This is a genomic window from Actinomadura xylanilytica (assembly GCF_030283145.1).
GTDB classification, from domain to species: Bacteria; Actinomycetota; Actinomycetes; order Streptosporangiales; family Streptosporangiaceae; genus Spirillospora; species Spirillospora xylanilytica.
The window spans coordinates 1,237,324-1,256,755 of record NZ_JASNWE010000001.1 but is presented as its reverse complement, the minus strand read 5'-3'; the positions used below and the strand labels follow the sequence as shown (position 1 = coordinate 1,256,755).

Genomic DNA, 19,432 nt, shown 5'->3' with positions numbered 1-19,432 from the left:
CTGGACATGTGTCCGGAAAACAGCGCCTCACGACCGAGCCCACCCGCCGCCGCCTCACCGAGCGGCAGGCCGACACCGTGCGCCGGCTCACCGGCGCCGCGGTCGAGGAGGTCCGGGACACCGGGTACGAGGGCCTGACCGTACGGAACGTGGCCCGGCGCGCGGGTGTCGCGCCCGCCACCGCCTACACCTACTTCGCGTCCAAGAACCACCTGATCACCGAGGTGTTCTGGCGGCGGCTCGGCGCCCTGCCGCCGGTGCCGGCCGGCGGCGCCGGCCCGGTCCGCGGCCGGGTGGTGGAGGTGCTGCGCGAGATCGCGCTGCTGGTGTCGGACGAGCCCGAGCTCGCGGCGGCCTGCACCACCGCGCTGCTCGGCACCGACCCCGACGTCCGCGAACTGCGGGTCCGGATCGGCGTCGCGATCCGCGAGCGGCTCCAGGCGGTGCTGGGGGAGCACGCCGACCCCAAGATCGTCGGCGCGCTGGAGCTGGCCTACGCCGGCGCGCTCGTGCACGCGGGCATGGGCTACACCTCCTACGCCCGGATGGCAGACCGGCTCGCCGAGATGGCCGAGCTCATCCTCCCCGAGACCGAGTGAGGTGACGGCTGTGGACCCAGCCCCCCGTCCCGACCGGCAGGTCGCCTACAGCCCCTACGACTACGCGGTCCACGAGGACCCCTACCCGATCTACGCGCGGCTCCGCGACGACGCGCCCCTCTACCGCAACGACGAGCTCGGCTTCTGGGCGCTGTCGCGGCACGCCGACGTCGCCGCCGCGTTCCGCGACCACAGCACGTTCTCCAGCGCCAACGGCGTCTCGCTGGAGCCGAGCGCGTGGGGCCCGCACGCGCACCGGACGATGTCCTTCCTCGCGCTCGACCCGCCCGGGCACACCCGGATGCGGGCGCTGGTGTCCAAGGGGTTCACGCCCCGCAGGGTGCGGGAGATGGAGGAGGGCATCCGGGCCCTCGCGCGCAAGCACCTGGAGCCCGCGCTGGACCGCCGCGAGTTCGACTGGGTCGCCGACTTCGCCGGGCTGCTCCCGATGGACGTCATCTCCGAGATGATGGGCGTCCCGGAGGCCGACCGCGCGGAGGTGCGGCGGCTCGCCGACCTGGTCGTGCACCGTGACGAGGGCCTCAACGACGTCCCGCCCGCCGGGATGGAGGCCGCCCTCACCCTGGTCGGCTACTACCAGGAGATGGTCGCCGAACGGCGCCGCAGGCCCACGTCCGACCTCACCTCGGCGCTGCTGGAGGCCGAGGCGGGCGGCGACCGGCTCGCCGACCGCGAGATCATCGCGTTCCTGTTCCTCATGGTGGTGGCCGGGAACGAGACCACCACCAAACTGCTCGCCAACGCGCTCTACTGGGGCTGGCGCAACCCCGCCGAGGCCGCCAAGCCGCTGGCCGACCCCGCTCGGGTGGACGACTGGGTGGAGGAGACGCTCCGCTACGACACCTCCAGCCAGATGCTCGCCCGGACGGTCGCCCGCGACACCGTCCTGCACGGCCGGAAGGTCCCCGAGGGCGACCGGATGCTGCTGCTGGTCGGCTCCGCCAACCGCGATCCCCGCGTGTTCGACCGGGCCGGCGACTACGACCTCGACCGCGACACGTCCCCGCTGATCAGCTTCGGCGGCGGCCGGCACTTCTGCCTCGGCGCCAACCTGGCCCGGCTGGAGGCCCGGATCGCGCTGGCCGAGCTGACCGCGCGGATCTCCGCCTACGAGGTCGACGGGGCACGCGCCGAACGCGTGCACTCGGTGAACGTGCGCGGTTTCGCCGCGCTGCCCGTACGCCTGGACGTCCTGTGATGCCGGAGGTGCTGTCAGTGCCGAGATTCGATCCCCATCCCGAACGCCGACCCGCCGTGGTGACCGGCGCGTCCTCCGGAATCGGGGCCGCGACCGCCACCGCGCTGGCGCTGGCCGGCCACCCCGTCGCGCTCGGCGCCCGCCGCGACGCCAAGTGCGAGGAGCTGGCCGTGTCGATCCGGGCCGGCGGCGGCGAGGCGTTCGCCCACCACCTGGACGTCGGCGACTCCGGCTCGGTCAAGGCGTTCGCCGCCGCCGCGGCCGACGCGCTCGGCCCCATCGAGGTCGTGGTGTCGGGCGCCGGCGACCTGGCCGCCGACCGCGTCCACGAGCTCGACTCCGACGCGTTCCTCGCGCAGGTGCAGGTCCACCTGGTCGGCGCGCACCGGCTGGTGTCGGCGCTGGTCCCCGGGATGGTCGCGCGCCGGCGCGGCGACGTGGTGCTGGTGTCGTCGGACGTCGTGCGGGTCCCGCGCACCCGGATGGGCGCCTACGTCGCCGCCAAGAACGGTGTCGAGGGCATGGCGCGGGCCATGCAGATGGAGCTGGAGGGCACCGGCGTGCGCGCCTCCATCATCCGGCCGGGCCCGACCATGACCGGCATGGGCATGGGCTGGGACGCCGAGACCACCGGCGCGGTGCTGGAGGAGTGGGTGAAGTGGGGCGCGGCCCGCCACCCCTGCTTCCTGCGGCCCTCCGACGTCGCCGCCGCCGTCGCGACCGTCGTCGGCACCCCCCGCGGCTCCCATCTGTCGCTGGTCGAGGTGCAGCCCGAGGCACCGCTGGAGGCGTCGTCATGACCGCACTGCTCGAACCGCGTGCCGTGTCCGGCGGGCCCGACCACCTGGACGAGCTGCGCACCGACCCGATCGCGCTGATGCGCCGCGTCCGGGACGAGTGCGGCGACGTCGGCGCGTTCCGCATCGGCGGGCGCCGCGTGGTGATGCTGTCGGGCGCCGAGGCCAACGAGCACTTCTTCCGCGCGCCGGACGAGGAGCTCGACCAGGCCGAGGCGTACCCGTTCATGACCCCGATCTTCGGCGCGGGGGTGGTGTTCGACGCCACCCCCGAGCAGCGCCGCGAGGCCCTGCACAACCAGGCGCTGAAGGGGTCCTTCCTCAAGGGCCACGCCGCCACGATCGCCGCCGAGGTCGGCCGGATGACCGCCGGCTGGGGCGAGGCGGGCGAGATCGACCTACTCGACTGGTTCGCCGAGCTGACCATCTACACCTCGTCCGCGTGCCTGATCGGCCGCAAGTTCCGCGAGCAGCTCGACCGGCGGTTCGCCGAGCTCTACCACGACCTCGAACGCGGCACCGACGCGCTCGCCTACGTCGACCCGTACGCCCCGATCGAGAGCTTCCGCAAGCGCGACCGGGCGCGCGCGGCGCTGGTCGAGCTGGTCCAGGGGATCATGGACTCCCGGCCGCCGAGACCGCCGCGCGAGGACCGCGACCTGCTCGACGTGCTGATGTCGATCAAGGAGGCGGACGGTCCCCCCAAGTTCTCCGCAGACCAGGTCACCGGCATGTTCATCTCGATGATGTTCGCCGGGCACCACACCACCTCCGGCACCGCCGCGTGGACGCTGATCGAGCTGCTGCGCCACCCCGAGACCCTCGGCGGCGTCACCGGCGAGCTCGACGAGCTGTACGCCGACGGCCGCGAGGTGGGCTTCCAGGCGCTGCGCGCCATCCCGCGGCTGGAGTCGGCCGTCAAGGAGGCGCTGCGGCTGCACCCGCCGCTGATCCTGTTGCTGCGGGTCGCCAAGACCGACCAGGAGGTGCTCGGCAACCGGATCCCGGCCGGCACGATGGTCGGGTGCAGCCTGGCGGTGTCCAACCGGATCGCCGCCGACTTCCCCGAGCCCGACGCGTTCCGGCCCGAGCGGTACGTCTCCCCCCGCGAGGAGGACCTGGCCAACCGCTGGACCTGGATCCCGTTCGGCGCCGGCCGGCACCGCTGCGTCGGCGCCAACTTCGCGTTGATCCAGCTCAAAGCGATCTTCTCGGTGCTGCTGCGCGACTGGGAGTTCGAGCTGGCGCAGCCGTCCGAGACCTACCGCAACGACCACTCCAAGATGGTCGTCCAGCTCGCCCGCCCCTGCGCCGTCCGCTACCGGAGGCGCCGATGAGGATCGAGGCCGACCCGGACCTGTGCCAGGGCCACGCCATGTGCGAGCTGGAGGCCCCGGACGTCTTCGAGGTCCCGCCCAAGGGGAAGGTCCGCGTCCTCGACGCCGCACCTTCCGGTGACCAGCGCGAGCAGGTCGCCGCCGCCGTCCGCTACTGCCCGACCGGGGCGCTCAAGCTGCTGGAGACGTGATGCCCGCATTCCCCCGTGAGGAACTCGACGCGATGGTGGAGCACTGGCTCGACACCAACCGGCGCTGCGAGGAGGCGGGCGACTGGCGCCCACTGGCCGAGCTCTACACCGAGGACGCCACCTACGGCTGGAACATCGGGCCCGGCCAGGACTTCATGGCCGTCGGCCGCGACGAGATCCGCGACTTGGCCCTCGGCTCGGAGATGGGCGGGCTGGACGGCTGGTCCTACCCCTACCAGAGCATCCTGGTGGACGAGCGGAACGGCGCGGTGGTCGGCTTCTGGAAGCAGGTCGCCGACGCGCGCCGCCCCGACGGCAGCCCGTACGAGGTCGCGGGCATCGGCGGGAGCTGGTTCCGCTACGCGGGGGACCGGCGCTGGTCGTGGCAGCGCGACTGGTTCGACCTCGGCAACGTCACCTCGGTGTTCGTCGAGATGATGAAGGCGGGCGTCCTGTCGGACGGGATGCGGCGGCGTCTCGACCGGGCCGCCGCGGGCGATCCCGTGCCCGGCTACTACCAGCGGGGCGACACCCCGGTGCCCCTGTGGTGACCGAACTGTGGTGACCGAACTGTGGTGACCGAACTGCGGTGACCGAAGTGGTGGGCGCAGCGCGGGGTCAGATCTGGCCCTCGGGCTTGGCCGGGATGGTCGCGGTGATCGCCTGGCCCAGCTCGATCAGCACGTCCCCGGGCGGGCTGTACTTGGCGGGCACCGTCACCTCGACGTAGGACTGCCGCGCCACGGCGGTCCAGGTGACCGGACGGTCGGCGGGCTGGCCGAACCAGTCGACGCCGTTGATGGTGCTGAGCTGGCTGGTGGGCAGCAGCGCGGCCGGACGGGGCACCCCGCAGCGCAGCGCGATCGCGGGCGACCCCCAGGCCGCGGTCAGCGGCGAGCCGGGAGTGGTGTCGCGGCGCGACTGGCCGTGCACCTTCTCGGGGAGCCGCAGGCCCTGGCACAGCCGGGCCGTCATCGCGTCCGGCGAGGGCACCGGGACCGCCACCGCACCGTCGGCGCAGCCCGTCGCCAGCAGGGCCAGCGCGGCGAGGGCCGCGGCGGCCGGGACGGACCGGGCCGGACGCGCGGCGGGCGCGTCCAGGCGCCGGGCGGGTCGCCGCACGGCCCGGTCAGATGTGCACGATCGGGCAGGTGAGCGTACGGGTGATCCCCTCGACGCCCTGGATCTGCGCGACGACGAGCTTGCCCAGCTCGTCCACATTCCGCGCCTCCGCTCGAACGATCACGTCGTAGGGTCCGGTGACGTCCTCCGCGAGGGTGACGCCCGCGATCCCGTCGATCTCGCCGGCGACCTCGGCCGCCTTGCCCACTTCGGTCTGGATGAGGATGTAGGCCTGCACCATCACGTCCTCCCCTGGGCGGAGAATTAGCCGTCGAACGGTCACCGTATCGTGTTACCCCGAACGGCGGGCGGCGGCACGGGCCGAGGGCGGGACGGGGGCGGATGGGCACCATCGGGGAACTGGGCGAGTTCGGGCTGATCGCCCGGCTCGTCCGCCGGCTGCCGCCGAGCGCGCGCGTCCCGCTCGGCCCCGGCGACGACGCCGCGCTGGTCGCCGCGCCCGACGGGCGGGTGGTCGCCACCACCGACCTCCTCGTGGAGGGCCGCCACTTCCGGCTCGACTGGTCCGGCCCCTACGACATCGGCCGCAAGGCCGCCGCGCAGAATCTCGCCGACGTCGTCGCGATGGGCGCCCGCCCGACCGCGCTGCTGGTCGGGTTCGCGGCCCCGCCCGGCACCGAGGTCGGCTGGGCCGAGCGGGTCTACGACGGGCTCGGCGACGAGTGCGCCGAGGCCGGCGCTGCGGTGGCCGGAGGCGACGTCGTCGGGGCGCCCCAGGTCACCCTTGCGATCACCGCGCTCGGCGACCTGGCCGGGGCGCCGCCGCTCACCCGGTCCGGGGCCCGTCCCGGCGACCTCGTCGCGGTGCGCGGCCGGCTCGGCCACTCCGCGGCCGGCCTCGGCCTCCTGCTGGACGGCTGGCAGGACACGGCCGATCCCGCCGCAGGGGAGGTCGCCGCCGACCCCGCCGGCCGGGAGGGCGCGGCCGGCCCCGCCGGACGCGAGGGGGCGCGCGAACTGGTCGCGGCCCACCGGCGCCCGCGCCCGCCCTACGCGGCCGGCGCCGAGGCCCGCGCGCTGGGAGCCACCGCGCTGCTCGACGTGAGCGACGGGCTGCTCCAGGACCTCGGCCACATCGCGGCGGCGAGCGGCGTCCTGATCGACGTGGACTCCGCGGCGGTGCCGGTCCCGGACGTGCTCGGCCCGGCCGGGCTGCGGTACGCGCTCACCGGCGGGGAAGACCACGCGTTCGCCGGAACCTTTCCCGCCGCGGCCGTCCTGCCGCCATCCTGGAGCGTGATCGGAACGGTCGCGGAAGGGACCGGCGTGACGGTCGACGGGGCCTCCCACGGGGCCGGCGGCTGGGACCATTTCGGCGAGTAAACGCACGTAGAACGGGATGGGGCGGGGTGAGTCGCTTTACTCATCCAGTAGGCATCATTGGGACTGGTTTGGTATACATCCTGTGATCGAACGAGGGATGGGATGGGACGACACACCAAGCTCCAACATCCGGAAGACGAGCCCCCGGCGGACGCCGATCCGTTTTCCGGACGCCCCGCCGGACAGCCCCCCGGTCCGGCACCCGATCTCCCCGGTGCTCCCGCTTACGGCCTGCGACCTGGGGGCTCTTTCGATACGGCGCCGTTCGGCATGCCGCGCGTGGACGAACCGCCGCGACCCGGGCCGCGACCTGGGCCGCGATCCGAGGCGCCCGCCCCGTTCGACCCCGGGCCGGGGGCGCCGCAGGCCCAGGCGCCCTACGCCGCGCCCACCCCCGCGCCGACCCCGCCGGCCGCGCCGCCTTCCGATCCGCTCACCACCTCCCCTTTCGACCCGGCCGAGGAGCTCGCCTTCGGCCCGTCCGACGAACTGGTCTTCAGCGCTCCCGTCCCGTCCGCGCCGTCCGGTCCTGCCGCGCCGTACGCCGAGACCCGCGTCGACACGTTCTCCGCTTCGCCTCCCGGGACGCCCCTCGGGCCGCCGCCCGGCTCCCCGCCCGGCCCGCCGTCCGATGAGCCGCCCCCTGAGCCGCCCTCAGCGCGGCGCTCCGGCGCGTCCACCCGCGGCACCTGGTCCAAGGCGTTCGTCAAGCTGCCCGTCCCGCTGCTCCCGATCGTCGCGCTGGTCGTCGCGGTCGGCGTCGTCGCCTACGCGCTCAGCACCCAGCAGATCTCGCTGAACTTCGCCGGCGGCGCCCCGAAGGAGCCGCAGACCGGCCCCAAGGACAGCCAGGTGTCGCAGCGCAACCCGAAGGAGCGCGCGAGCCGCGGAGCGCATCGCGCCGACGGCCTGGTCGTGGCGTTCCGGCGGACGTCCTCGACGGCCACCGGCTTCCGTGCCACCGTGACGATCGCCAACCGGGGGCAGCGGCCCGTGCCGCGCTGGGCGCTCGCCTTCACGATCCCGAACGTCTCGGTCCGGACGGTGTCCGGCGCCGCCGTCGTCAAGACCGGACGGCTCACCCACGTGCGCAGCAAGACCGGCACGGGCCCCCTCGTCCCCGGCGAGTCCGTGAAGATCGCCTTCACCGCCACCGGCAAGGCGGCCGGCCCCTCGTCCTGCATCCTCAACCGGCTGGCCTGCGCCCGCGTCTGACCCGCTTGCCCCGCCACCGCTCCGGCCTGGGCACCGGGCCGATCGCGGCGCCGGTGAACCCCTCTAAAATGGGCGTCATGACGCAGAACCCCGCCCCGGTCCCGGCCCCGTCCACGGCGCAGGCCCCGCCGCTCGTGCTCACCATCGCGGGCTCGGACTCCGGCGGCGGCGCCGGCATCCAGGCCGACCTGAAGACGATGCTCGCGCTCGGCACCCACGGGATGAGCGTGATCGCGGCGGTGACCGCGCAGAACTCCCTCGGCGTCCAGGGCTACTGGGAACTGCCGCCCGAGGCGGTGCGGGCCCAGCTCGGCTCGGTGCTGTCCGACATCGGGGTGGACGCGATCAAGACCGGGATGCTCGCCTCCGCCGGCCTGGTCGAGATCGTCGCCGAGGCGCTGGCCCGCTCGCCCGCGCCCGCCGTGGTCGACCCCGTGGGCGTCTCCAAGCACGGCGACGCGCTGCTCGACCCGGGCGCCGTCGGCGCGGTGCGCTCGGTCCTGCTGCCCGCCGCGACCGTGGTCACCCCCAACCTGTGGGAGGTCGAGCAGCTCACCGGGGTCAAGGTGGTGGACGAGTCGGGGATGCGCGAGGCCGCCGAGGCGGTCAAGGCGCTCGGCCCCGCCTGGGTCCTGGTCAAGGGCGGCCACCTGCCCGGCGAGCCCGCCGACCTGCTCTTCGACGGCGAGCGGGAGCACCGCTTCACCGCGCCGCGCTACGAGAACCGGCACACGCACGGCACCGGCTGCACGCTCGCGTCCGCGATCGCCTCGTACCTCGCGCTCGGCGAGGACGTCCCGGCGGCGGTCGGCAAGGCCAAGGAGTACGTGACGGGCGCGATCGCGGCGGGCTTCCCCCTCGGCGCGGGCATCGGCCCGGTCGACCACGGCTGGCGGCTGCGCGCGCCGAGGTAGCGGCCCGCCGGCGCGGGCGAAGGGGAAGAGCGGCCCGGGAGAGCGGACCGGGCCGCAGGCCGGGGCGGCGGGCCGGGAACGCGAAAGCCGACTCTCCGGAGAGTTCCGGTGAGCCGGCTGAGGCGTGCTCGGCGCTGGGCCGTGTCAGACGGTCGGCTTGACGATCTTGCCGGCCTTGATGCAGGACGTGCAGGCGTTGATCCGCTTGGTGCTGCCGTTCACGACGGCGCGCACGCGCTGGATGTTGGGGTTCCAGCGGCGCGGGGTGCGGCGGTGCGAGTGGGAGACGCGCATGCCGAAACCGGGTCCCTTGCCGCAGACGTCGCAGACGGAAGCCACGGGAAACTCCAAGTGGGTGTCGATGCTCTGAACCGGAGCCCCCTGATGCCGGGCAGGGTGCCGGTCACCTGGAGCGCTCACTGATAAGCGTCTCGGACGAGGCGCACGAATCAGAGTAGCCGACCGCGCGTCCGCTAGGCGAATCGTCCCGCCGATCCACTCCCGTCCCCGGCCTGGACGGTTCCCAAGGGCGGGGTCCGCAGGGTACAGAGGTAGCGGGCACGGCGGAGGGGAGCGGATGTGGGCGAGGTCCTCGACGGGGCGGCGGTCCGGCGCTGGAGCAGGCTCGCGGCCGAGGCCCTCGGCCGTACCAGGGCCGAGATCGACGCCCTCAACGTCTTCCCGGTGCCCGACGGCGACACCGGCACCAACCTGCACCTCACCGTGCTCGCGTCCGCTGACGCGATCACCGGCGCGGACGCGCTGGCGGCCGGCGGTGCCGAGGCGGCCTGGAAGTCCCTCGCGCAGGGAGCGCTGCTGGGCGCGCGCGGCAACTCCGGGGTGATCCTCAGCCAGGTGTTCCGCGGGCTGGCCGACGTCCTCGGCCGTCCGGGCGCGGTGGCGGACGGCGCCACGTTCGCCGCGGCGCTGGAGAACGCGGCCGTGCTGGCGCGGAGGGCCGTCGAGCATCCCGTCGAGGGCACGATCCTCAGCGTCTTGGAGGCGGCGTCCGCGGCGACCGGCGGAGCGTCCGCGCCCGGCGGCCTCGCCGGGACCGCCCGGGCGGCGGCGTCCGGAGCGCGGCGGGCACTGCGCCGCACCACCGACCAGCTCGACGTCCTGGCGCGCAGCGGCGTCGTGGACGCGGGCGCGGCCGGCCTGTGCGTGGTGCTGGACGCGCTGGTCGCCGTGATCACCGACGAGTACCCGGAGCGGTACGAGGTGCCCGTCCGCGTCGCCGGACGCGCGCCCGCGGGGGAGGAGCGCCCGGAACCGCCCGGTCCGGGGTACGAGGTGATGTATCTGCTGGACGCGCCCGACGAGGCCATGCCGGCGCTGCGCGAGGCCCTCGACGGGCTCGGCGACTCGCTCGTGGTCGTCGGCGGCGACGGCCTCTGGAACGTCCACGTCCACGTGGACGACGCGGGCGCCGCGATCGAGGCGGGCCTCGCGGTCGGCCGGCCGCACCGCCTCCGGGTCACCTTCCTGCACGTCCCGGACGAGGCGCCGCACGCGTCCGGCGCCGGCCGCGCCATCGTCGCCGTCACCGCCGCCGACGGGCTGGCCGCGCTGTTCGAGGCGCACGGCGCCCGCGTCGTCCGCCGCGAGCCGGGCGCGGCGCCGCCCCTCGCCGTGCTCGCCGAGGCGATCCTGGCCGCGGGCGACGAGGTCACCGTGCTGCCGGACGGGCCCGGGGTGCTGGCCCTGGCCGAGGCCGCCGCCGAACGCGCCCGCGACACCGGCGCCCGTATCGCGGTCGTCCCGGCCAAGGCGTCGGTGCAGGGCCTGGCGGCGCTCGCCGTGCACGACCCGCTCCGCCGGTTCGGCGAGGACGTGATCGCGATGACCCGCGCGGCGGGCGCGACCCGGTTCGGCCACCTGGAGGTCGCCGCCGAGGAGGCCGTCACCAGCGCGGGGCTCTGCCGCCCCGGCGACGTCCTCGGACTGATCGAGGGCGACGTCGCGATGATCGGCGCCACCGTCGCCGAGGTCGCCCGCCGCCTGCTGGACCGGATGCTGTCGGGCGGCGGCGAGCTGGTCACGCTGATCCCGGGCGCGCCCGCGCCGCCGGGACTCGCCGCGGACCTGGAGGCGCACCTCCGCGAACGGCACCCGGACGTCGAGGCCGGCGTGCACGACGGCGGCCAGGAGCGCTGCCCGCTGCTCGTCGGCGTCGAGTGACCGGACCCCGCCGTCCTCCCGATGGGCTAGAAATGACGGCGTGGCGAATCTGGACGAGCCGTTGCACAAGGTCCTCGGCGACAAGACGGCCAAGGTGCTGGCCAAGGGACTCGACCTGCACACGGTCGGCGACCTCCTGCACCACTACCCGCGCCGCTACGCCCACCGCGGCGAGCTGACCCCGCTCAGCGGCCTCGAGGACGGCGAGCACGTCACGGTGATGGCCGAGGTGGTGAAGGTCCAGGGCCGCAGCCTGACCCGCAGCCCCGGCTACGTGCTGGAGATCACCGTCACCGACGGCACCGGCGAGCTGAAGCTGAGCTTCTTCGGCCGCAGGGGCTCCTATGTCCCCGAGCGGGACCTGGCGCCGGGCACCCGCGGGCTGTTCGCCGGCAAGATCAGCACCTACCGGCCGCGCAGCGGCAAGCCCCAGCGCCAGCTCGCGCACCCCCAGTACAAGGTGGTCGAGGCCCAGTCCGCCGAGCGGGCCGCGCAGGAGTGGGCCGACGAGATCATCCCGATCTACCCGTCCACCAAGGGCCTGGACATCGAGACCCTGGGCAAGTCGATCGGCATGGTGCTGGACCAGCTCCAACTCCCCACCGACCCGCTTCCCCCGGGGGACGACCCACGGACCCCTGCCGAGGGGGCCGGGCGGTCCTCGCTTCGCTCCGGTCCGTCCGACCCGATTCCAGCCACCCTGTTGGAGCGCCGTGCCCTGATCGGGCTGCCCGAGGCGTACGAGGGCATCCACCGGCCGCGGAGCTGGGACCAGCTCGGCCGGGCCAGGAAGCGCCTCAAGTGGGACGAGGCGTTCGTTCTGCAGATCGCGCTCGCCCGCCGCCGGCGGGCCGCCGCCGCGCTGCCGGCCAAGGCCCGGCCGCCCGCGGCCCGCGGCCTGGCGTCGGAGTTCGAGGCGCGGCTCCCGTTCGACCTCACCGACGGGCAGCGGAAGGTGGGCGACGAGATCGCCGCCGACCTGGCGGTCGCCCATCCCATGCACCGCCTCCTCCAGGGCGACGTGGGCAGCGGCAAGACGGTGGTCGCGCTGCGCGCGATGCTCCAGGTCGTCGACGGGGGCGGGCAGGCGGCGCTGCTGGCGCCGACCGAGGTGCTCGCCCAGCAGCACTTCCGGTCGATCGGCGCGCTGCTCGGCGACCTCGGGCGGGCGGGCCAGATCGGCGGGGCCGAGCACGCGACCCGGGTGGCGCTGCTGACCGGCTCGCTCGGCGCCAAGGCGCGCAAGGCGGCGCTGCTGGACGTGGCGTCCGGCGCGGCCGGCATCGTGGTCGGCACGCACGCCCTGCTCCAGGACCACGTGCAGTTCGCCGACCTCGGCCTCGTCGTGGTCGACGAGCAGCACCGCTTCGGCGTCGAGCAGCGCGACGCGCTGCGCGCGAAGGTGACCGGCGGGCGCCCGCACGTGCTGGTGATGACCGCGACGCCGATCCCGCGGACGGTCGCGATGACGGTCTTCGGCGACCTGGAGACCTCGGTGCTCGGCCAGCTCCCGGCGGGACGGGCCGAGATCAGGACCCATGTGGTGCCGCCGGAGAAGCCGGCGTTCCTCGCCCGCGCCTGGGAGCGGATCCGCGAGGAGGCGGGGGAGGGCCGGCAGATCTACATCGTCTGCCCGCGGATCGGCGAGCGGGAGGGCGACGAGGGCGACGCGGTCGACGCGGCGCCCGCCGACGAGGAGGGCCGCCGCTCCCCGCTCGGGATCATGGAGCTGCTGCCGCTCCTCCAGGACGAGCTGCTGTCCGGGCTGCGCGTCGGCGTGCTGCACGGCAAGCTCCACGCCGACGAGAAGGACGCGGTGATGCGCCGCTTCACCGAGCGCGAGCTGGACGTCCTGCTCGCCACCACGGTCATCGAGGTCGGCGTGGACGTGCCGAACGCCACCGTGATGGTGATCATGGATGCCGACCGGTTCGGCGTGTCGCAGCTCCACCAGCTCCGCGGCCGGGTCGGCCGGGGGTCGCTGCACGGCCTGTGCCTGCTGGTCACCGACGCCGAGCCGGGCAGCAAGGCGCGCGAGCGGCTGGACGCGGTGGCCTCGACGACCGACGGTTTCAAGCTGTCGCGGCTCGACCTCGAGCAGCGCCGCGAGGGCGACGTCCTCGGCGCCACGCAGGCCGGACGGTCGAGCAGCCTGCGCCTGCTCACGCTCCAGAAGGACGAGGACGTCATCAGGGACGCGCGTGAGGAGGCCACCGCCCTGGTCGAGGCCGACCCGGAGCTCGCCGCCCATCCGGGCCTCGCCGCCGAGCTGGCCTCCCTGCTCGACGAGGACCGCACCGAGTTCCTCGAAAAGACCTGACCGCCCGGGGAACCCCGCCGGCACCGCCGGGCCCGGCCACCGGCCGCGGCCCGGCCTCCGCGTGCCCACCCTCCGCGGGCCCGGCGTGAACGGCGTCGGCACGCCCCTGTGACCACCGTCACCTAGTAAACCCCCTAGGGGTATGTTAACGTCCCCTCTCGTCAGACAGACATACCCCCTAGAGGTATATGGAGGCGGACGTGTCCGTGCAGGGAAACCGGCGGTGGTGGGCGCTCCTCGTGCTCGCGACCGCCCAGTTCATGGTCATCATGGACACCTCGATCATCGGGGTCGCCCTCCCCGACATGCGGCGCGACCTCGGCTTCTCGCCGGGCGGCCTGCAATGGGTGTTCAACGCGTACGTGATCGTCTTCGGCGGGCTGCTGCTGCTCGGCGGGCGGCTGGCCGACCTGCTCGGCGCCCGGCGGGTCTTCAGTGCGGGCTGGGCCGTCCTGATCGTCGGCTCGATCGTCGCGGCGGCGGCCCAGAACCCCGGGACCGAGCTCCTCGGCCGCGGCGTCCAGGGCGTCGGCGCCGCGCTGATCGCCCCCGCGTCGATGACGCTGCTCATGACGATCTTCGGGCGGAACCCGCGGGAGCTCGGCAGGGCGATGGCGCTCTACGGCGCCGCGGCCCCGGCCGGCGGCACGGCGGGGGTGTTCCTCGGCGGCGTGCTCACCGAGTGGCTGAGCTGGCCGTGGGTGTTCATCCTCTACGTCCCGATCGGCCTGGCCACGCTCGCCGCGGTCCCGGCCGTGCTGCCCGCCGTCGGGTCCCGGCGCGGCTCGATCGACGTGCTCGGCGCCGCCGCGGTGACGGGCGGGCTGGCGCTGGCGGTGTTCGCGATCGTCCGGGCCCCGGACCAGGGCTGGGGCTCGGCCGGGACGCTGCTCGAACTCGCGGGGGCGGCTGTCCTGCTGGCCGTGTTCGTGCTCGTCCAGCGGACGCTGCGGCACCCGCTGATGCCGCTGTCGGTGTGGCGCACGCCGGACCTGGCGGCGGCGAACGTGGTGTTCGCGCTGCTCGGCGGCGCGTGGATCCCGGCCTGGTACTTCCTCAACCTGTACCTCCAGCAGGTGCTCGGCTTCGGCGCGTTCGCCAGTGGCGCGGCGCTGCTGCCGATGACCGTCACGGTGATGGTCCTGATGGTCGGGGTGACCGGCCGGCTGATGGGCAGGTTCGGGACGAAGCCGCTCGCGGTCGCCGGGATGGCGATCCTCGCGCTCGGCCTGGGCTGGCTCGCGCTGGCGCGTCCGGACGGGAGCTTCGCGGTGGACGTGCTGGCGGCCTCGATGGTCGCGGCGCTCGGCATGTCGCTGGCCTTCATCCCGACGATGATGACGGCGATCTCCAGGGTGCCCGGCGAGCAGAGCGGTCTGGCCTCGGGCATCGTCAACACCACCTACCAGGTGGGCTCGGCGCTCGGACTGGCGGTGGCGGGTGCGTTCGCCGCGTCCCGGGGCGCGGACGCCATCGGCGACGCCGCGCGGCTCACCGACGGGTTCCGGGCCGCGTTCGTGGTGGCGGCCGTGATCGCCGGGGCGGGCGCGGTGCTCGGCCTGGCGCTGCTGCGCGGACGCGGCGCCTCCGCTCGGGCGGACGGGCCGGCCGAGCCGGCGGCGGAGCGGGCCGCGTGACCGTTCGCCCGCCGGGCGAGGGGGCCGCGCGTGGCGCGGTCCCTCTGTCCCGTGCATATTTCCTACTTATCCAGTTGACTTGATGGGAAACTGGGGTCACGATGAGCGGATGAAGGTGAATCCGAGTGCGCCCCTCACCGTGCGGCTCCACGTCGACCTCCGGCGCCAGGCCGGCGCCCTCTGTACCCGTCGCTGATCCCGCCCCCTTCCGCCGGCCGCGGCGCCGGCGCCCGGATCCGACGGCTTCCCGGAGGCCCGCCATGACGATCACCGGCCGAACCACCCCCGACCCCCTCCCCGCCATCGGGCCGCCCCGGCCCGAGCACCTCCGCCTCGCCGACATCGAGGCCCGGCTCCGCGGCCCCGAACCCGCGGTGCGCGCCGCCGCCCTGAAGGCACTCGCCGAGATCGCCGGGACGGAGGACGCCCCGCGCGGCGTCGGCGACACCCTCGCCTGGGCGCTGGCCGACGAGCACGAGGATGTGCGCCGCCTCGCGGCCGACGCGCTGCGCGGCCTCCCCGAGGTCCACCTCGGGGACGACGGCGTCGACGCCCTGCTGCTCGCCGCCGCCCGCGGCCGCGACCCCTTCGTCCGGGAGACGGCCGCCGACCTGCTGGCGATCCTGGTCCAGGGCACCGGGGAGCTCTACGCGCAGGGGCTCCAGGACGACGAGCCCCAGGTGCGGCTCCAGGCCGTCCTCGGGCTGGTCGGGCTCCGCGCGGTCCGCGCCGTCGCCGAGGCCGCCGACGACCCGTCCCGCGAGATCCGGGTGGCGGTGGCCGAGGGCCTGGCCCGGCTGGCCGCGCCCGCCGGGACGCCCGCCCTGGACCATCTCCTCGCCGACCACGACCCGGTCGTGGTGATGGCCGCCCTCGACGCAGCCGCCCGGCTCGGCGTGCCCGAGCCCCTGGAGGGACGGGTCGTGACCGCCGTCGCGCACCCGAGCTGGCAGGTGCGGCGCCGGGCCGCGTTCGCGCTGGGGGCGGCGACGCCGGAAACCGCCGTCCGCCCGCTGGTCCGTGCCCTCCGCGACCCCACCGCGGACGTCCGCCGGGCCGCGGTCCAGTCCTTGGAGCAGTGGACGGGCGGCCTCCGCGCCGGGGCCGGACGGCCCGAGGTCGTCACCGCGCTCACCGAGGCGCTGGCCGATCCCGACCCGGGCGTGCGCACCCAGGCCCGCTGGGCGCTCGCCTGATCCGGCGGGCCGCGCACGGACGCGGCGCGGCCGGCACGCACCGAACACATCGGTGATCACAGGCGTCTAACGAGTGACGGAAGAAAGGGCCATCCGGCACTCGGGCGGGTACAGCTCCCGTGGCGGGTCCGCACGCGACGGAGGAGAACCCATGACGCCCGTTCGACCTCTGCTGCCGGACGATCCCGCGCGGCTGGGCCGCTACGAGCTGGTGGGCAGGCTGGGCGAGGGCGGGCAGAGCGTGGTGTACCTCGGCCGCACCGGCGACGGGCGGCAGGCGGCCGTCAAGCTGCTGCGCGCCCAGCTCAGCCGCAACCCCGAGTGGCGGGGCCGGTTCGAGCGGGAGATGAAGCTCATCGGCCGGGTCGCCGGGTTCTGCACCGCGCAGGTCCTCGACGCCGACGTGTCCGGCGAGCTCCCCTACGTCGTCAGCGAGTACGTGCCGGGCCCCTCGCTCTCCGGGCTGCTCGCCGCCTCGGGCCCGCGCGCCGGCACCGACCTCGACCGGCTCGCGATCGGCACGATCACCGCGCTGGCGGCGATCCACCGGGCCGGGATCCTGCACCGCGACTTCAAGCCGTCGAACGTGCTGATGGGGCCGGACGGCCCGCGCGTCATCGACTTCGGCATCGCCCGCGTGCTCGGCCCGTCGGCGGCGAAGGCGAGCGGTGTGGTCGGCACGCCCTCCTACATGGCACCCGAGCAGGTGACCGACGCCGAGCTGGGCGCCGCCGTCGACCTGTTCGCCTGGGGCTCGACGATGCTGTTCGCCGCGACCGGGCGGCACCCGTTCGGCAACGACACGATCTCCGCGGTCTTCCACCGCATCCTCCAGCAGGACCCCGACCTGTCGCCGCTGCCCGGCTCGCTGCGCGGCATCGTCGGCGCCTGCCTGGCCAAGGACCCGGCGGCGCGCCCCGACGCCCAGCGGGTGCTGCTCGACCTGCTCGGCCTCCAGGCGCCGCTCGCGCACGAGGCCGAGGAACGGCCGGAGGGGGCGCTCAGTACCGGCGCCTCGTTCGCCGGCGACGTGCGGATCCCGCCGCCCACCCACCAGGTCGAGCGCGGCGGCGCCGGCCGTGGCCCGGCCGAGCCGCGCCCGGACGCCCGGACCGTCCCGCCGCCGTCCCGCCGCCGGCGCGGACGGCTCGCCCTCGCCGTCGCCGTCCCGGTGCTCCTGGTGGCCGGCGGCGGCACCGCCTGGGGGCTGATGTCGGACCGCGGCTCGGAAGGCCCCGCGCCGCGCGTCCCCGACACCGCCGTCCCGCCCGCCGCCGCGCAGGCCGTGACGGCACCGGCCGCGGGTGCCATCAGCGCGGTCCTCAGCTTCGACTACAAGACCGTCGACCAGAACGTGGCGGCGGCGCACCGGCGGGTCACGTCCCGCTACAAGACCGAGTACGACAGGCAGTTGCAGGCCGACAACTGGCGCAACCGGCTCCAGGAGACCAGGAGCTCCATCGGCACCGAGGTGGTCGACTCCGGGGTGGTGGCCTCGGCGGCCGACCGGGTCACCGTCCTGTCCTACGTGAAGCGGACGGTGAAGTCGGCGAACGCGCCCACGAAGCTGCTCCAGTACCCGATGCGGGTGACGATGGTCAGGCAGGACGGGGGCTGGCTCCTCGACACCCTGTACATCCTCGCCGCAAACTCGGTGCGCGGTGACATCGGCGCCTCGTCCTGGCCCGCCGCGCAGGGGAAGGCCGTGCTCGCCGCCGTGGCGGCCGACAAAGCGGTCGCGGAGGGCACGCCGGTGGAGGTCGGCCTGCGCGCCGGAGGGAACGCCCAGCAGGTGACCGCGCTGGCCGTCGTGGGCTCGTGCGCGCGGGGCGCCTGCAAGGAGTCCGACAAGATGACCTTCCAGCGGCTGCTTCTGCAAAAGTCGAACGCCGGCTGGCAGATCGCGAAGAGCGAACGGCTCTCCTCAGAGGGCGCGGCTGGCGGCTGACCGCATCGGTCGCGCAGGGCCTCTGCCCCCCCGCAGCCTGGATGAAGAAGGGGCGCCTCCCAGTGGGAGACGCCCCTTCAGCGGTGAACCTTCAGTGGCGGACGCTCAGGCTTCCCGGGCCTGGCGCCTGCGGGTGGCGGCGACCGCGGCGCCGCCCGCCAGGACGGCGCCGAGGCCGAGCGCGACGATCGGGAGGCTGTCGGCACCCGTGAACGGCAGCCCGGCGGGCGGTGCCATCGACGCCGCGGACGCGCCGGGCTCGACGACGCCGCCCGCGGGGAGCGCGGGCAGGAGCGGGGACGACGGCGGGAGTTCGGGCAGCGGCGGCGTCGGGCTCGGCGGGATCGACCCGTCGCCCGGCGGTGGTGTCGGTGGTGTCGGCGGCGTCGGGGGGCTCGGCGGGGTGGGAGGCGGCGGCGTTGGGGGTGTCGGCGGCACCGGCGGCACGGGCGCCTCCGCGCAGCCCGAGCCGAGGCAGCCGCTCAGCCCGACGTTCGCGGCGAGCGGCCGGCCGCCGGCGGGGGTGACGCTGAGGCCCAGCCCGGTTGCGCCGCTGATGACCTGGCGGCCGGGGGAGACCGTCCCGCCGGTCTTCAGCTTCAGGTCGGCGCGTCCGGCCGGGGTGCGGACGTTGCCGTCCACCCGCGCGCCGCCGCGCACCGTGCCGTCGGCGAACGAGAGCGACCCGCCGGTGCGCACCCGCACCCCGGCACCGCCCGCGGGGGTGTTCAGGCCCGCGCCGACGTCGAGCCCACCGCTCGCGGTCCTGGTGCGCTCGTCATAGCCCAGCGTGGCCTTGAGCCGCAGGTCGAGCAGGGGCGGCGGCGCCTGCTTCGCGCGGGCGCCACCACGGGCGCCACCGTCCCGGGCACCGGCACCGCGGTTCCCGTCCTGGCTCCCGGCCCGGGTCGCGCGGGGCTTCGCCGCCTTCGTCGCGACCCGCTTCACGACGAGTTCCCGCGCGTGGCGGGCGGTGCTCCGGGCACCGGGACGAGCCGTCCGGCCGTCCGTCCCCGGCCATTTGATCTTCGGGACGGCCGCTCTCCCCGCGGGCGCGTGCCCGGCGGCGGCCCGGGCGGGCTGGTGCGCGAGGCGGTGCGGGGCGGCCGGCCGGGCGTCGTGCCGGTCGGCGCGCGGGGCGGGGGCCTGCGCCCCGGCCGCCTGCGAGACGCCGCTCATCGCCGCGATGCCCAGTACCGTCGCGCCGGCCGTCACCGCCAGTCGTTGTCCTTGGTGCACGGGAGGCTCCTGGATCGTAGGTTGCACAACCTGCAATCACGTTCACACGTCATGTAGTCGATGTGAACAGCGACGGCGGTATTTGGTGGAGGTCCACAAGCGGCGCCCGGTGCCTTTGTTGACCTTTCTCGTGGAAATCCGGCCGGGGTGCCGGGTGGTCCGGCGGCACCCCG

The 19,432-nt window shown here is 75.0% G+C and carries 19 protein-coding genes; 15 read left to right on the top strand and 4 right to left on the bottom strand.

What is annotated here, in order from left to right:
- Positions 1-8: 8 nt before the first annotated feature.
- Genes QP090_RS05845 through QP090_RS05820 form a run of 6 tightly spaced genes read left to right on the top strand, consistent with a single transcriptional unit; the run spans position 9 to position 4,694 of the window.
- Positions 9-599, top strand: a complete 591-nt coding sequence (locus tag QP090_RS05845) for a TetR/AcrR family transcriptional regulator (RefSeq protein ID WP_285937439.1) — start codon at positions 9-11, stop codon at positions 597-599.
- A gap of 10 nt (positions 600-609) precedes the next feature.
- Positions 610-1,818 (top strand): cytochrome P450, encoded by a 1,209-nt coding sequence (locus QP090_RS05840; RefSeq protein WP_285937438.1) that lies wholly within the window; start codon positions 610-612, stop codon positions 1,816-1,818.
- A gap of 17 nt (positions 1,819-1,835) precedes the next feature.
- A complete protein-coding gene (locus tag QP090_RS05835; RefSeq protein ID WP_285937437.1) occupies positions 1,836-2,618 on the top strand; it encodes an SDR family oxidoreductase in 783 nt (260 codons plus the stop codon).
- The gene (locus tag QP090_RS05830) at positions 2,615-3,952 is read left to right on the top strand and encodes a cytochrome P450 (RefSeq protein WP_285937436.1); all 1,338 of its coding nucleotides are present in this window, start codon (positions 2,615-2,617) and stop codon (positions 3,950-3,952) included. Before QP090_RS05835 ends, QP090_RS05830 begins: the two co-directional genes overlap by 4 nt.
- Complete coding sequence (locus QP090_RS05825) at positions 3,949-4,143, top strand: ferredoxin (RefSeq protein WP_285937434.1); 195 nt, start codon at positions 3,949-3,951, stop codon at positions 4,141-4,143. Before QP090_RS05830 ends, QP090_RS05825 begins: the two co-directional genes overlap by 4 nt.
- A complete protein-coding gene (locus tag QP090_RS05820; protein ID WP_285937433.1) occupies positions 4,143-4,694 on the top strand; it encodes a nuclear transport factor 2 family protein in 552 nt (183 codons plus the stop codon). Before QP090_RS05825 ends, QP090_RS05820 begins: the two co-directional genes overlap by 1 nt.
- 67 nt (positions 4,695-4,761) lie before the next feature.
- On the opposite strand, the gene QP090_RS05815 is transcribed toward QP090_RS05820, so the two are convergent.
- Together QP090_RS05815 and QP090_RS05810 are read right to left on the bottom strand one after the other, a co-directional pair.
- Entirely contained in the window at positions 4,762-5,265 is a 504-nt protein-coding gene (locus QP090_RS05815) for a DUF3515 domain-containing protein (protein ID WP_285937432.1), read from the bottom strand.
- A 7-nt stretch (positions 5,266-5,272) separates the two neighbouring features.
- On the bottom strand, positions 5,273-5,506 hold the full coding sequence (locus tag QP090_RS05810) for an Lrp/AsnC ligand binding domain-containing protein (protein ID WP_285937431.1): 234 nt from the start codon (positions 5,504-5,506) through the stop codon (positions 5,273-5,275).
- Between the two features lie 101 nt (positions 5,507-5,607).
- On the opposite strand from QP090_RS05810, the gene QP090_RS05805 reads away from it, so the two are divergent.
- The 3 genes from QP090_RS05805 (at position 5,608) to thiD (ending at position 8,738) form a co-directional block, all read left to right on the top strand.
- The gene (locus QP090_RS05805; RefSeq protein WP_285937430.1) at positions 5,608-6,609 is read left to right on the top strand and encodes a thiamine-phosphate kinase; all 1,002 of its coding nucleotides are present in this window, start codon (positions 5,608-5,610) and stop codon (positions 6,607-6,609) included.
- Positions 6,610-6,888: 279 nt separating this feature from the next.
- Positions 6,889-7,824, top strand: a complete 936-nt coding sequence (locus QP090_RS05800; protein ID WP_285937429.1) for a cellulose binding domain-containing protein — start codon at positions 6,889-6,891, stop codon at positions 7,822-7,824.
- A gap of 77 nt (positions 7,825-7,901) precedes the next feature.
- Positions 7,902-8,738, top strand: coding sequence for a bifunctional hydroxymethylpyrimidine kinase/phosphomethylpyrimidine kinase (thiD, locus tag QP090_RS05795; RefSeq protein ID WP_285937428.1), 837 nt, complete (start codon positions 7,902-7,904; stop codon positions 8,736-8,738).
- 144 nt (positions 8,739-8,882) lie between these two features.
- On the opposite strand, the gene rpmB is transcribed toward thiD, so the two are convergent.
- On the bottom strand, positions 8,883-9,077 hold the full coding sequence (gene rpmB, locus QP090_RS05790) for a 50S ribosomal protein L28 (protein ID WP_067632165.1): 195 nt from the start codon (positions 9,075-9,077) through the stop codon (positions 8,883-8,885).
- A gap of 240 nt (positions 9,078-9,317) precedes the next feature.
- Here rpmB and QP090_RS05785 point away from each other — a divergent pair, with 240 nt between their 5' ends.
- The 6 genes from QP090_RS05785 (at position 9,318) to QP090_RS05765 (ending at position 18,020) form a co-directional block, all read left to right on the top strand.
- Complete coding sequence (locus tag QP090_RS05785; protein WP_285937427.1) at positions 9,318-10,919, top strand: DAK2 domain-containing protein; 1,602 nt, start codon at positions 9,318-9,320, stop codon at positions 10,917-10,919.
- Positions 10,920-10,959: 40 nt separating this feature from the next.
- Complete coding sequence (locus QP090_RS05780; RefSeq protein WP_285937426.1) at positions 10,960-13,239, top strand: ATP-dependent DNA helicase RecG; 2,280 nt, start codon at positions 10,960-10,962, stop codon at positions 13,237-13,239.
- Positions 13,240-13,439: 200 nt separating this feature from the next.
- Complete coding sequence (locus QP090_RS05775) at positions 13,440-14,876, top strand: MFS transporter (RefSeq protein WP_285937425.1); 1,437 nt, start codon at positions 13,440-13,442, stop codon at positions 14,874-14,876.
- Between the two features lie 82 nt (positions 14,877-14,958).
- Positions 14,959-15,072, top strand: a complete 114-nt coding sequence (locus tag QP090_RS37610; RefSeq protein WP_432763012.1) for a putative leader peptide — start codon at positions 14,959-14,961, stop codon at positions 15,070-15,072.
- 64 nt (positions 15,073-15,136) lie between these two features.
- Positions 15,137-16,072, top strand: coding sequence for a HEAT repeat domain-containing protein (locus tag QP090_RS05770; RefSeq protein ID WP_285937423.1), 936 nt, complete (start codon positions 15,137-15,139; stop codon positions 16,070-16,072).
- 151 nt (positions 16,073-16,223) lie between these two features.
- Positions 16,224-18,020: a serine/threonine-protein kinase gene (locus tag QP090_RS05765; RefSeq protein WP_285937422.1), complete on the top strand. Its 1,797-nt coding sequence runs from the start codon at positions 16,224-16,226 to the stop codon at positions 18,018-18,020.
- Between the two features lie 105 nt (positions 18,021-18,125).
- Here QP090_RS05765 and QP090_RS05760 read toward each other — a convergent pair whose 3' ends face one another.
- A complete protein-coding gene (locus QP090_RS05760; protein ID WP_285937421.1) occupies positions 18,126-19,259 on the bottom strand; it encodes a hypothetical protein in 1,134 nt (377 codons plus the stop codon).
- Positions 19,260-19,432 lie beyond the last annotated feature (173 nt).